Here is a 13,443-nt window from a genome sequence, read left to right on the forward strand (position 1 = left end):
GAGCTCGCCGACGACTCGGCGCTGCTGAGTGACCGCTACCGCGCCGCGACGGTGTCGTTTGCCGCGGTGACCCGCGCTTGCTCGACAAGCCAGGGGAAGCACGGCTCGAGCTCGACGCTGGCCTCGGGGTGCCACTGGAGGCCGAGCACCGGCTGATCGGGCAGCTCGATGGCCTCGACCACGCCGTCGGGCGCCCGGCCCGAAACCACAAGCCCTTCGCCGGGGCGATCGACCGCTTGGTGGTGCCAGGAATTCACTCGGCACCGTGATCCATACAGCTCCGCGGCGAGAGTGCCCGCGTCCAGGTCGACCTGGTGCTCGCGATCCGGACGCCGGTCCGGGACTCCGGCGAGGGAATAGTGCCGGATTCCCCGGTCGCTCAGATGCGGTATCAGCGTGCCATCGAGCGCGACGTTGAGAACCTGGTGGCCACGGCAGATGCCGAGCACCGGAATCCCCCGCGCGACCGCGTGATGCACCAGGGTGATCTCGTAGTCGTCGCGGCGCCGGTCGATGGTCAGCATCTGTCCACCGGTCGGGCTGGGTTCGGGAGGCGGCCCACCCCAGAGTTCGGGGTCGACGTCCTGGCCGCCGGTCACCACGAGCGCGTCGACGCGTGCGATGATCTCCGGTCCGGCAGCCTCGTAGGGAAGCTCGACGGGGATACCCCCGGCCTCGGCGACCTTCATACTGACCTCGGCCCAGAACATGTCGGCTTGGCATGCCGCCCAACGGCTGTCGACGTCTCTGAGGGATTCGGCGGAGATCCGCCTGCCGGTGATGGCGATGACAGGTTTCACGATTCACTCCTGATGCTCGCGACCACCCGGGTGCCGCCGCCGCTCTTCATGAGCTCGAATCCTTCGTTGATTCGGTCCAAGCTCACGGTCGTGGACAGCATGTCGTCGAGGTTCAGGCGGCCCTGCTCGTAGTACCGGACGTATCCGGGGATGTCGGTCGGGAACTGGTTGGAGCCCATCAGCGCTCCCTGGAGCCGCTTCTCGAGCAGGAACAGCTCCGAGGCGCGGATCGATATCGGCTGGCTGTCCGGCACCAGGCCGACCACGGTGGCGGTACCGCCCGGACCCAGCATCGCGAATGCCTGCTCCACGGTCGCGGCGAGCCCGACGGCCTCGAACGAGTAGTCGACGCCGCCCTCGGTCAGCTCACGTACCGCCGCCACGGTGTCGACCTGCCCGGCATGCACGGTCGCCGTCGCTCCGAACTTCACCGCGTCGGTCAGCCTGGCCTCGACCGCGTCGATGGCGATGATCTCGCGGGCGCCGGCGAGGCGAGCGCCCTGGATCGCCGCGATGCCGATTCCGCCGCAGCCGAGCACGGCGACCGTCGAGCCGGGCCGCACCCGGGCACTGCGGAACACCGAGCTCAACCCCGTCACGACCGCGCATCCGAGGACAGAGGCGGCGGCGAGAGGCATGCTGTCCGGGATGCGCACCGCTGAGTGTTCGTGCACCACCATCGCCTCGGCGAACGCGCCGAGCCGCGCTGTCGGGTGGACGGACTGTCCTCGTGCGTTGACCAGGACGGGCTGGGTCCGGCTCCCCAGTGAGCCACGGCGGGGACACAGGGTCATCCGGCCGGACAGACAGAAACGGCATTCCCCGCAATAGATACTCAAGCAGGTCACGACGTGATCGCCGGGTCGGAGCGTACGGACCTGATCCCCCACGCGTCGAACCACGCCGGAGGCCTCATGGCCGAGCAGGGTCGGGCACGTGGCGGGCCACGCGCCCTCGATTTCGTGGAGGTCCGAACGGCACAATCCCGAGTAGTGCACGTCGATGAGCACCTCGTCCGGGCCTGGATCGTCCAGGACGAGCTCCTCCAACTCGAGCTTTCCTGGCGCCGTGTTGAGCACGGCGGCGGTGATGGTCAGTGGCAATGTAGCTCTTTCGGTCTGGCCTCGGCCGGGTATGGCTAGAGGGCGATCCAGGTCGTCTTCAACTGGCTGTACTTGTCGAGGGCGTAGGTGCCCTTGTCGGCGCCGTTGCCGGACAGTTTTCGGCCTGCGAAGGGAGTCGACGGCACACCGCCCTCGTACGAGTTGACCCACACGTTCCCGGCATCGAGTCCACGAGCCATCCGGTGAATCCGCGACACGTCGCGGGTCCACACCGACGCGGCCAGGCCGTACTCGGTGTCGTTGGCGAGCCGGAGTGCTTCGTCCTCGTCCCGGAACGGCTGGATGCAGACGACCGGGCCGAAGATCTCCGCGCGGACGATCTGCATCGCCGGTGTCGTATCGACGAAGACAGCGGGCGCGACCAGGGAACGGTCCTCGTCGAGTGGGTGCTCAGCGCCCGTCAGCAGCGTGGCGCCTTCGGCCACACCGGATTTGATGAATTCGAGCACGGTGTCGCACTGGCTGCGGCTGCTCAGCGGTCCGAGGACTGTCTCCGGGTCGAGCGGATCGCCGATCGTCAGCGCCGAGACCTGATCGCACACTCCCCGGACCACCTCGTCGTACACCGACTGCTCGATGAACAGCCGCGAACCCGCGGTGCACATCTGTCCGGTGTTGTAGGTGAACGCCCAGGCGGCAGTGCGAATGGCCTGGTCGAGATCGGGTGCGTCGGCGAAGATGATGTTCGGCGACTTCCCGCCGAGTTCGAGGGACACCGTCTTCCCGTTCGACACCGCGGAGTCGCCGAGCAGTTGCAGGCCGACCTCGGTCGAGCCGGTGAAGGTCACACAGGCCACGGAGTTGTGCCTGCCGAGCGCCGTACCGACGACCGAGCCGCGTCCGGTCACCACCTGGAGCACCCCGTCGGGCAGGCCGGCGATACTGCTCAACTCCGCCAAGCGCAGTGAGGATGCCGACGTCTGCAAGGCAGGCTTGAGGATCACGCTGTTTCCGGCCATCAGGGCAGGCGCGAGCTTGAGCATGGCAAGGCTGATCGGGAAGTTCCACGGCGTGATCGCCGCGACCACGCCAAGCGGCTCCCGCGTGACCAGAGCGACGGTGTCCTGCAAGCCACGTGGGGAGTCGTCCATCAGTTTGTCCGAGAGCTCGCCATACCAGCGGAGGTTCCGCACGGCGGAGGCGACCTCCAGCTCGCGGGCCTCCCGCGCCGGCTTGCCCATCTCACGGGAGACCATGACGGCCAGTCGGTCGGCGTCACGCTCGATCAGGTCTGCCCACGCGATCAGGATGCGGCCGCGTTCCCGCGGCGCCATCCGGGACCACGCACCACCCTCGAAGACCGCGCGGGCAGTCTTGACCATGCGATCTACATCGGTGGCCGAGGCGGCCGGAACCGTGGTGAACTGCTCGCCCGACCATGGATCGCGCAGCGGGAGCGTCTCGGAGCTCGCCGCATCGGTCCACTCGCCGCCCTCCCACATCCGGAAGGAGGTCGGCACGGTGGCGGCCAGCGCACGCAATTGTTCGCTGCCGGACATCGTGTTCGTCATGCTCTGCACTGCCTTCCGTGAATGGTGATCATGCGAGTTCGAAGTAGCGCACGGACTCCCAGACCGAGATCTGGTCGTCGGTGCGTTCGGCGCCGGTGTGGTAGGAGAACCACTCCCATCGACGAAGGCCGACCCAGTAGTCGACGAATTCGTCCCCGAGATACCGGCGCAGCTGGTCGTCGGCGTCCAGCGCCGAGATGGCGTCGTAGAGGTTCTTCGGGACCACCGGAACGGTGCCCGGTGCCAGCGCCCACGCCATGCGCTCGAAGCGCGGCGGCGGTGTCGACTTCTCGTCGAGCCCGAGCAGGCCACCGGCGAGGAACGCGGCAAGCGTGGAGTACATGTTGGAGTCGGAGCCAGGCAGCCGGTACTCCAGGCGCGTGGCGGACGGGCCTGCCAGCACCGCGCGAACAGCGCACGATTTGTTCGCGATGCCCCACGTCTGCGTGGTCGGAGGACCTTCGAGTTCCATCAGCCGCCGGTAGGAGGTGATGGTCGGCAACGCGAAGCTGGTCGATGCCTCCAGCGTGGCCATCACGCCGCCGAGGAAGTGCAGCATGCGCTCGCTCGGCTCGTTCGGCTCGTTCGCGTCGAAGAAGATGTTGCCGTTCGCGTCGCTGACCGAGACGTTCAGATGAGCGCCCTGTCCGTACTCCGCGGACCACTTCGACATGAAGGTCACCGACCGCCCGAGGGAATAGGCGACCTCGCGCATGACCTGGCGGGCGCGCGCCCACCGGTCCGCGGCCGTGACCGGATCGGCGGGGGCGATGTTGAATTCGATCTGACCGGTCGCGGCCTCGTCCGACCACGCCTCCCAGGGAAGCCCGATCTCGTCGAAGCGCGCGACAACCGCCTCCATGTACTCCACGTAATCCGGCGACTTCGCGTGCACCAGCGCGGCTCCGCTACTGCCGCCGAGCGGCGTGAGGTTCTGATACTGCTGCGCGCGCGCCTGATCGATGGACTCCTGGAAGACCGTCGCTTCGATCTCCACACACGCGAGCACGCTCAGGCCGCGCTCCGCGTACGCGGCCGCGATCCGCTTGAGCGCCTGACGGGGGTCCGCCGCTACCGGCTCTCCCTGCAGGGTCCAGAGGTCACCGATCACCGAAGCCATGCCCGGCTTCCATTCGATCAACGTGCTCTCGTCCGGCCGGAGCTCGATATCGGTGATCAGACCATTACGCCGCCACGCCGGATGGTCGTAACCGAGCGAGGAATTGTTGTTGAGGTCCAAGCCGAGGACCAGATCCGGCACAGCGACACCCTTGTCCCGACACGATGTGTACTTCGCACGGGACAGTGTCTTGCCGATCAGAACACCGTCGTGATTGGTCGCCTCGAGACGCACGCTCGAAACGGGGGCCATTTCACCGAACACGTCAGACTTCACCGAACACCACCTTCAGATTGGCGCCGAAGAGCGCCGAGAATCCAGATACAGAGCCGTCGACCGCGAGCTCGCCACCAGCGAGTTCCTCGGTGATCAGCGAACGGCCCCCGAACAGGCGCGCGAGCGCCGCCGACGTGCCGAGGAGTCGGTAGCCGTCGTTCGCGGGGTCGCCGAACTCGGCGAAAGTGCCCTCGTCGAAGCAGTAGACGCCGAGGCCACCCGGCACGCCCGGCACCGCATGCACGCGATTCCAGAATTCCTCCGCCGCGGTACGCCAGTCGATGTCGCGGCCTGCCAGCAGTACCTGGACCTCTTTCGCGAAGCCGTCGAGCGCCTCGCCGTCGATCTCGGCCGGCACCGGATCGGGCCAGCGCACATCCCAGGTGAGGTCCGGTTCGGCGCCGCCGCTGTCGGCAGAGACGGTGATCTCGGCGCCGACGAAGGTGAGGAAAGCCTTTTGCGCGTCGCTCGTCGAAGACAGGCAGACGATCTGGGGTTCGTCGGTGGCAGTGAACGTCGCACCGTGGGCAATCGCCTCACGCAGACGCCGCGACACCGACAGGACCATCGGTGTCGCACCGCTTGTCACCGCCACATTTCCGGTTGCTGAGTGGCTTGTTGATTCAGGCATATCCGCCTCTCTCCATCAGATCGTGTGACATAATCATGTGATCTAATCAACTGATCTGTCAAGGCCTGCCGATGGGCTTCCGCAAGAAGCGAGGAGGTAGGCGACCCGAAAGGGGGCTCGATGGGCCTGTCCGTAACCGCCATGCTCGACATGCTCGATGACGACCAGAAATCGTTTGCACAAGCGTTGCTCCGCCAAGCGCCCGCACCCCCGTACTCCCAGTACGGCGTGGAAGGCATGCGGTCGCTGTTCGATACGGTCACCGCCGCCGCGCCGATGCGACCCGTGCACGATGTCGAAGAGCGGACCGTCGACAGTCCCGCCGGTCCGCTCCGCGTGCGCTGTTACCGCCCTTCCGCCGCGCTCGATTTGCCCGTGGTGCTCTACATGCACGGCGGCGGGTTCGTGGTGGGCACGTTGAACGGCGTCGACGATCTCTGCAGATCCCTCTGCGTCGAGGCGGAGTGCGTCGTCATCTCCGTCGAGTACCGGCGCGCGCCCGAGCACGCATTTCCCGCGGCCGCCGACGATTGCCTCTGGATCTACGAGTGGGTCCAGCGCGAGGCGGTGTCACTCGGTGTCGACCCGTCCCGCATCGCACTGGCCGGTGACAGTGCGGGCGGAAACCTCGCACTGTCGATCTGCACCGCTTTGGCCGAAGCGGACCGCCCCATGCCGAGATCGCTCGTGCTCGCCTATCCCTCGACGTCGAACGCTCACGCGGGGCCGTCCTGGGACGCCTTCGAGCACGCGCCAGTCCTCTGCAAGGCCGATGCCCTGTGGTTCTGGTCGAACTACACCGCGAACAACGGAGCGGACCGGGACCCGCGCGCGGTTCCCATCCTGTCCAATACGCTGCACGCTCTGCCGCCGACCTTCCTCGTGGCCGCCGAAGTGGACATCTTGCGTTCGGATTACGAGGAATTCGCCGCCGTGGTGCTGCGCGCCGGCGCCGAGATAGAGGTTCGCCAATACGACGGTGTCCTCCACGGATTTTTTACCGAGGTGGCCACCATCGAAAAGGCGAGGCGCGCCGCGACTGACGCGGCGCAGCATCTTCGGACCCACTTCGGCCACTGATCGGCGGGCCCACGTTCATGGTGTCCGGCGAGGTGCGGCCATCGGGTTTCCGAGCTCGGCGTGGCCACCCGGGCACAGGCAGTCGTCGCGGCGATCGTGCACATCCCGATTGCGGCGCCATATCCCGCGCCCTCGAGCGCATCTCAGTAAGGAGTGATCACTATGAGTCGTACCGGAGTTGCCATCGTCGGACTCAGCGCCGTTGGCCGGGAAGCGGCGCGCACATTGCTCGAGCGTGACCGCCGGAGCGTGACCGCCGCCGTCGATCGTGACCCCGCGTTGGCCGGTCGAGATTTGGGAGATCTGCTGGGCGCGGGCCACCTGGGCGTCCCGATTTCCGGCGACCTCGCCGCCGCGGCCGGCTCTCGTACAGCGCTGGTGGCCACGACCTCAGCGCTCGCCGAACTCGAGCCGATCGTGACAGCGCTGGCGGCGAACGGGGTCCATGTTGTTTCCATCTGCGAGGAGCTCAGCTTCCCCTGGGGCGCTCACCCTGAACTCAGCCGCCGTATCGACCAGGTCGCACGTGAGCACGGCACCGTTGTGCTCGGAACCGGCGCGAATCCGGGCATGCTCATGGAGGTGATTCCCACCGTCCTGTCGTCTCTCGTGCCGACCGTCGAGGGGGTGGTCGTGCAACGCACTGCCGAGATGGCCGACTACGGGGGAATCCTGCACAAGTTCGGATTCGGGCTGACTCCCGACGAATTCGTTTCCGCGGTGGCCGCGGGAAACCTGCCCGGGCATTTCGGCTTCGCCGAAACGATCGGCTCGCTGTCCTACGCGCTCGGGCTCGAACTCGACTCGATAGACGTCGGACTCCCGGAGATCGCTGTGGTCGCCGAGCGGGAGCGTATCGGCGCGCACGCGCGCATCGAGGCAGGCACGGTCGCCGGGATCACGCACAGCGCTCGCGGTTCGCATCGCGACAACGTCGTCATCGAGCTGAGCATCCACTTCGGTTTTCGTCCCGATCTGGATGCCGTCGAGCTCGGCGACAGGTGGACTCTGCGGACGCCGGACGGTGACATCTCCGCCAGCGCGCCTGCCGGCTTCGCCAGTGCCCCCGCGACGGTCGCCGTCGCCTGCAACGTCGTCGACGAGGCCGCGACCCTCGCGCCCGGTTTGCGCACGATGCTCGATCTCCCTGTTCGATCTCTCGCCGCCAAGGGCCGCGGCCGGACCCGCGCGGCCGTCCGGTGACCACTGGCGATTCCCGGTCGGCTCTTGACACAACGTGGCTTCCGTCACACAATCAAATCAATCGATCAGATCAATTGATTCAAACAATTGGTCAGAAAATGGAGAAGCAATGAACACCGAAGTCAAGGCCACTCTGCGCTCGGTGACGGAGACGACCCCGCTCGCCGAGATCCTCGCCATCGTGGCGGAGGACGGAGGCGTGATCATCGAGAACTTCTTGTCGCCGGACCAGATCGCGCGGTTCAATGCCGAAATCGAGCAGCCGATGAAGGCGCTGGCGCCCGGCTCGACTCACGAAAACGAGGCCATCGCCGACTTCCATGGCAGCAACACCAAGCGATTGACGAACCTCGTGACCCACAGCAAGACCTTCCGCGAGGAGATCTTGGACAAGGACTTGCTCCACTCCCTCTGCGACGCCACGTTTCTCGAAGAGTCCGGCACCTACTGGATGACCACGGCCCAGGTCATCGAGATCGGCCCCGGAAACAAGGCGCAGGTCCTGCATCGTGACCTGGAGAACTGGTTCCCGTTCGTCGGCATGGGCCCGGCGGGCCCTGAGGTCGCCGTGAACTTCATGATCGCGTTCACCGACTTCACCGAGGAGAACGGCGCGACGCGGGTCATCCCGGGGAGCAACCGCTGGGAGAACTTCGAGGATCGCGGCACCCCCGAGGCCACCATTCCCGCGACCATGAAGGCGGGGGACGCGCTCTTCTTCAGTGGCAAGACCGTGCACGGCGGCGGCGCGAACGTCTCCGCCGACCAGTACCGCCGTGGGGTGGCCTTCGCGCTGAACCCGGGCTTCCTCACCGGCGAGGAGGCGTACCCCTTCCTCGTCGACATCGAGATCGCAAGGCAGCTCTCGCCGCGTGTGCAGCGCCTTCTCGGCTTCCGTTCCCAGTACCCCACTGGTTCGCCCGGCCTCTGGCAGGTGGACTACAACGAGCTCGGCGACTACCTCCAGCTCTGACACACCGGCCAGCACACTCTGTCGCCCCCCGCCGTGCTCGCGATGAGTTCCGCTTCGGCACGTCGGCTCGCAGCAATCAAGGAAATGTATGGGAATCGACTCCTCCAGAACCGCTTTCGAGCGCACCCGCCTGAGCCTCGGCGGCGGCGTCAGCTCGGGCCTTCGCGCCGCGATGCGGCCGGTTCCGCTCTTCGTCGAGAAGGGCCGCGGAGCTCACGTGTGGGACCTCGACGGCGACCGCTACTTGGACTACGTGATGGCCTGGGGGCCACTGGTCCATGGCCACAGCCACCCTCATGTCATCGACTCGGTCATGCGAGTCATGACATCGATGCAGGTTGTGGGGATGGGCCATCGCCTCGAATACGAGGCCGCGGAGGCAGTACTCGGATCGGTGCCCGGCGCTCAGCGCCTCGTGTGGACGAACACCGGGACCGAGGCCGTGCAGGTCGCCTTGAGGTTCGCCCGAGCAGCCACCGGCCGCCACCGCATCGTGAAGTTCACGAAGGCCTACCACGGCTGGCACGACAGCGTGTACGCGAGCATGACGGCGGACGACACGGGTGAGACCGCCGTCCCAGCCAGCCGCGGGCAGAGTCCCCATGCCCATGCCGACCTGATCATCAGCCAGTTCAACGACACCGCCGCCATCGAGAAACTGCTCGCCAGTGCCGAGGAACGGCAGATCGCCGCCGTGCTCGTCGATCCGATCATGAGCAACGCGGGCGTGACGAATCCGGCGCCCGGCTTCCTCGAGACGATCCGCGGCCTGTGCGACAAGCACGGCGTCGTGTTGATCTTCGACGAGGTCATCACCGGATTCCGCATCGCACGCGGTGGCGCCGCCGAGAAGTTCGGCGTACGCCCGGATCTCTCGGTGTTCGGCAAGGCGATCGCGGGCGGTTTCACCCAGAGTGCGGTCGTCGGACGCGCCGACATCATCGATCTGGTGGAGGACGGCCTCACCCACGCGGGAACCTTCAACGGCAATCCGGTGGCGCTCGCCGCGGTGAAGGCCGCGATGGAGCTGTCCGCCGAGCCCGGCGTGTTCGAGAGGTTGGACGATCTGGGCGCCGCCTTCGAGACGGCGATCGCCGACGTGCTGAACTCGGCCGAGGCGTCGGCCGGTCTCCGGCGCGTCGGGTCGCTGTTGCAGTTCGTGCCGCACGGTCAGGAGACAAGCCTGCACGGCACGGACGGGCTCTGGAGCGAGATCACCGTCGGCATGGTCGAATCGGGCGTCGTCTTCATGCCGTCCGGAAAGATCTTCCTCAGTACCGCACATTCGCTCGACGACATCCAGGAAACGGCCGCGCTCCTCGAGCGAGTCCTTCAGCGGGTCCCTGCGCGTCCGTAGCGCGCGAACGGCTTGTAGACAACGTCCTTCGCTCTCGTTCCGAATCCGCGGCTGTCCATTCGCCGCGATTCGGATCGAGCGTCCCCGCATTCGTCTTTCACACCATCCCATTTCGCCGGGAATGGCTCAGCCTTGCATTCCGAATTCGAGCGAGCCGATTCGCGTCCCGGAATCAAAGGAGATTCTGATCATCATGATTTCTCGCCCGACCGCCGTGCTGGGCATTTCCGGTATCGCCGCGGTGTCCTACGCCATCGCGACCGCGGTGCCTGCCGGCGCCGACGTTTTCGTCCCCCTTCCGGACGGGTCCAAGTCGGGGCCTGGTGTCACGCTCACCCGCACCGGCGAACGCGCCCTGGTGTCGCCATCGATGGCGGCCAACGGTGCGGGCCGGGTGGTGTGGGTCTCCGGGCGGGCCAGTGCCGACGTCGCCGTCACACCCGAAGGCGAGGTCGGCCCGACCAATGGCCCGGCCGGCCTGCCCGGCAGCAACAATTCCTCCACCCACGGCGCCTCGCAGCTCAACACCGGCTACCTCGTCGGCTGCCAGGTGAGCATCGCCGACGACGCGATCGGCGCGGGGGTCTCCGGCGGGATCTCGACCGGTGGGGTGAGCGCGGGCGGATCGATCGGGGTCAACCTCGGGCCCGGCGAGGTGAAGTTCGTCCAGATCGACTACAAGGACATTCTCGAGCCGGGGGTCTACTCGGTGGAATACCGCGACGCCGAGATCGAGATCCAGGGCTGTGCCGGCTACGCCCAGGCCCGTGCCTACACCGTGGTCGAGATCATCGGCGACCACTACTCGAAGACCTCGCTCTACGGCGCTCCGTTCAGCATCGGCTGAACCGGCCCATCCCCTCGCGTCCATCGCTTCGCATCGCGAAACCTCAAACCACCAAGGTGAATTCGATGTTCAACCGTCAGTATCTCGCCCGCCTGGGTGCCGGCGCGGTCGCTGCCCTCGCGCTCGGCCTGGCCGCGACACCCACCGCGACCGCCGACACCTTCGTCCCGCTGCCCGGCGGCGAGCTCGTCGAAACCCTGTCCGACGGCACCGTCGTGACCGTCCGGCTCACCGGGGAGTCGGCGAATATCAGCCCCTCGCTCGGCTCGACTCCGGTGCACCGCAACGCGTGGGTATCGGGTTCGGCCCACGTCGAACTCGCCGGCACCGGCGCCGAGGCCGGGGGCCTCGTCATGCCCGGCTACGTCGTCGGCTGCCAGGTGAACATCGCAGGCGGTGGTGTCGGCGGGGGTGTGGAAGGGGCCTCGGATTGGGAGGGCAACGCCAGTGCCGGTGCCAACACCGGTGGTGAGCTGTCCCTCGGTCCCGGTCAGGCGCAGTCGTTCTACCTCCTCGACCGGGAGAAGGCCGACGACTTCGGCAACGAGGACCACAAGGTCTACAACGTGTTCTCCGGTGGCAGCGGATCGGTCACCTGGTCCGACCAGACCATCGGTCTGTCCGGCTGCGGCGGGTACGCGCAGGCCCGCGCCTTCGTCAGCGTCGAGATCGTCACCGAGCGCGTCACCAGCTGGGTGACGCTGTGGGGCCAGCCGTTCAGCCTCGGCTGACACCAGGTCCGCCGCGACGGCGAATCCGCCGCTCGGCTTTCGCATACAAGTCAACCAACCTTCCCGAATGGAGTCGAACCCATGACCGCAGTACAGCCAACCAAAGCCCTGGAATCCGTGCCTGCCGATACGCCGGTGGCCGACATCCTCGCGATCATCCGACGCGACGGCGGCGTGATCATCAAGGGTTTCCTGACCAAGGACCAGATCGACCGGTTCAACGCCGACGTCGAGGCCCCGCTGCAGGCCCTGCGGCCCGGATCGACTCATGACAACGAAATCGTCGCCGCGTTCCACGGCAGCAACACCAAGCGGCTCACCAACCTCGTCACCCACAGCCCGACCTTCCGTAACGAGATCATCGGGAAAGACCTCGTCCACGAGCTGTGCGACGCGGTGTACCTCGAGGAGTCGGGCACCTACTGGATGACCACCGCCCAGGTCATCGAGATCGGTCCGGGCAATGCCGCGCAGATATTGCACCGTGACCTCGGGAACTGGTACCCGTTCATCGGCATGGGTCCGCAGGGCCCCGAGGTGACCATCAACTTCCTGATCGCGTTCACCGACTTCACCGAGGAGAACGGTGCGACCCGGGTGATCCCGGGGAGCAACCACTGGGAGAACTTCGAGGACAACGGCACCCCGGAGGCTACGATCCCGGCGGTGATGAACGCGGGTGACGCGCTCGTCATCAGCGGCAAGGTGGTGCATGGTGGCGGCGCCAACAAGACGACCGACGAATATCGGCGCGGCGTTGCCTTCGCCTTCAACCCGGGCTTCCTCACCCCGGAGGAGGCGTACCCGTTCCTGGTCGACCGAGAGGTCGCCGAGACGCTCCCGCCGCGCGTACAGCGGGTGCTCGGCTTCCGCTCTCAGTACCCGACCGGCTCCCCCGGCCTGTGGCAGGTCGACTACGCGGACCTCGCCGACCACCTCGGTCTCGATTCCTGACCTCGCCGCGCCAGCTCGGATCGCTGTCGTGTCGGCGATCCACCGCCGGACGGCCGCCGACACGACAGCGACGGTCCCCACCATCGCGAGCGTTCCGCCCGCGACCCCCGAACGACGATCCCCAGTCCCGAAGGACACCCGATGAGTGATTTCGCTCTGTTACTGGCCGTGCTGGCCGATCTCTTCATGTTGACCGCCGGCTTCTACTACGGAATCAAGTTCCTGCGCGGCAAGCCCAATTTCCTGCTCGCACTGGAGTGGCTGGTGATCGGGGTGTCCGGTGCGAACGTCGTGGTGCTGGCCGCCACCGGCGTCTCGCATTCGAGCCTCAGCTACCACCTGATGGTGTTCTTCGACGCGTTCTCGCGGTCGTTCGGCATGACGCTGCTCATCGTGATCGGGATGCTGGCGGTGACCCATCGGTACCGTCCATCGTGGCTGGTCGAGGCCGCTGCCATCGCGGCGGGCGTCGCCGTGGGACTCAACCGCGCGCTGGATCCGCGGCCCGTCGAGTCGGGATGGGCGATCTTCTATCTCGTGGTCAATCTCGCTGTGGCCCTGTTCATGTTCTCGGTGGCCGCGCGCCTGTGGCGGATCGGCGACCGGCGAAACGCGGCCTGGGTGTCCGTGGCGACTGCCCTCGGCGCGTTCGTCGCGGTGATCTACGACTACTTCCCCATTCCCGGTGACGATGCCGATCACACACTGTTCTACATCCTGGCGATGTCGGTCTGGGGGCTCATGCTCGTGACCTACTACCACGGCTACCGCGCGCTCGAGGCATCCCAACGCAGCGCGGCCGCTGCGGAGTTCGGCACCCTCAGCCCACAGTAATC

At 66.7% G+C, this 13,443-nt stretch carries 13 protein-coding genes; 8 read left to right on the forward strand and 5 right to left on the reverse strand.

Features of this window, described 5'->3' with window-relative positions; genetic code table 11:
• Nucleotides 1–35 precede the first annotated feature (35 nt).
• Genes CRP45_RS30905 through CRP45_RS30925 form a run of 5 tightly spaced genes read right to left on the reverse strand, consistent with a single transcriptional unit; the run spans nt 36 to nt 5,399 of the window.
• Nucleotides 36–800, reverse strand: a complete 765-nt coding sequence (locus tag CRP45_RS30905; RefSeq protein WP_218841209.1) for a gamma-glutamyl-gamma-aminobutyrate hydrolase family protein — start codon at nt 798–800, stop codon at nt 36–38.
• Nucleotides 797–1,903 carry a Zn-dependent alcohol dehydrogenase gene (locus tag CRP45_RS30910; protein WP_097248178.1) on the reverse strand — a complete coding sequence of 369 codons (1,107 nt, stop codon included), beginning with the start codon at nt 1,901–1,903 and terminating at the stop codon, nt 797–799. Before CRP45_RS30910 ends, CRP45_RS30905 begins: the two co-directional genes overlap by 4 nt.
• A 35-nt stretch (nt 1,904–1,938) precedes the next feature.
• Complete coding sequence (locus CRP45_RS30915; RefSeq protein WP_245910622.1) at nt 1,939–3,435, reverse strand: aldehyde dehydrogenase family protein; 1,497 nt, start codon at nt 3,433–3,435, stop codon at nt 1,939–1,941.
• A 28-nt stretch (nt 3,436–3,463) separates the two neighbouring features.
• A complete protein-coding gene (locus tag CRP45_RS30920; RefSeq protein WP_245910623.1) occupies nt 3,464–4,831 on the reverse strand; it encodes a glutamine synthetase family protein in 1,368 nt (455 codons plus the stop codon).
• Nucleotides 4,821–5,399: a hypothetical protein gene (locus tag CRP45_RS30925; protein WP_097248179.1), complete on the reverse strand. Its 579-nt coding sequence runs from the start codon at nt 5,397–5,399 to the stop codon at nt 4,821–4,823. Before CRP45_RS30925 ends, CRP45_RS30920 begins: the two co-directional genes overlap by 11 nt.
• 204 nt (nt 5,400–5,603) lie before the next feature.
• Here CRP45_RS30925 and CRP45_RS30930 point away from each other — a divergent pair, with 204 nt between their 5' ends.
• From CRP45_RS30930 to CRP45_RS30965, 8 genes are all read left to right on the forward strand, one after another.
• Complete coding sequence (locus CRP45_RS30930) at nt 5,604–6,542, forward strand: alpha/beta hydrolase (protein WP_179831073.1); 939 nt, start codon at nt 5,604–5,606, stop codon at nt 6,540–6,542.
• A 162-nt stretch (nt 6,543–6,704) separates the two neighbouring features.
• A complete protein-coding gene (locus tag CRP45_RS30935) occupies nt 6,705–7,745 on the forward strand; it encodes a dihydrodipicolinate reductase (RefSeq protein ID WP_097248181.1) in 1,041 nt (346 codons plus the stop codon).
• A 109-nt stretch (nt 7,746–7,854) separates the two neighbouring features.
• Nucleotides 7,855–8,718 (forward strand): phytanoyl-CoA dioxygenase family protein, encoded by an 864-nt coding sequence (locus CRP45_RS30940; RefSeq protein WP_097248182.1) that lies wholly within the window; start codon nt 7,855–7,857, stop codon nt 8,716–8,718.
• An 88-nt stretch (nt 8,719–8,806) separates the two neighbouring features.
• Nucleotides 8,807–10,075 (forward strand): aspartate aminotransferase family protein, encoded by a 1,269-nt coding sequence (locus CRP45_RS30945; RefSeq protein ID WP_097248183.1) that lies wholly within the window; start codon nt 8,807–8,809, stop codon nt 10,073–10,075.
• Nucleotides 10,076–10,268: 193 nt separating this feature from the next.
• Nucleotides 10,269–10,922: an MspA family porin gene (locus CRP45_RS30950; protein ID WP_097248334.1), complete on the forward strand. Its 654-nt coding sequence runs from the start codon at nt 10,269–10,271 to the stop codon at nt 10,920–10,922.
• Nucleotides 10,923–10,987: 65 nt separating this feature from the next.
• Nucleotides 10,988–11,653: an MspA family porin gene (locus CRP45_RS30955; RefSeq protein ID WP_097248335.1), complete on the forward strand. Its 666-nt coding sequence runs from the start codon at nt 10,988–10,990 to the stop codon at nt 11,651–11,653.
• An 81-nt stretch (nt 11,654–11,734) separates the two neighbouring features.
• Nucleotides 11,735–12,607, forward strand: a complete 873-nt coding sequence (locus tag CRP45_RS30960; protein WP_097248184.1) for a phytanoyl-CoA dioxygenase family protein — start codon at nt 11,735–11,737, stop codon at nt 12,605–12,607.
• A 141-nt stretch (nt 12,608–12,748) separates the two neighbouring features.
• A complete protein-coding gene (locus CRP45_RS30965; RefSeq protein WP_097248185.1) occupies nt 12,749–13,441 on the forward strand; it encodes a hypothetical protein in 693 nt (230 codons plus the stop codon).
• Nucleotides 13,442–13,443: the final 2 nt, after the last annotated feature.

Origin of the sequence: Nocardia amikacinitolerans, assembly GCF_900215415.1 — a bacterium.
Classification (GTDB): domain Bacteria; phylum Actinomycetota; class Actinomycetes; order Mycobacteriales; family Mycobacteriaceae; genus Nocardia; species Nocardia amikacinitolerans.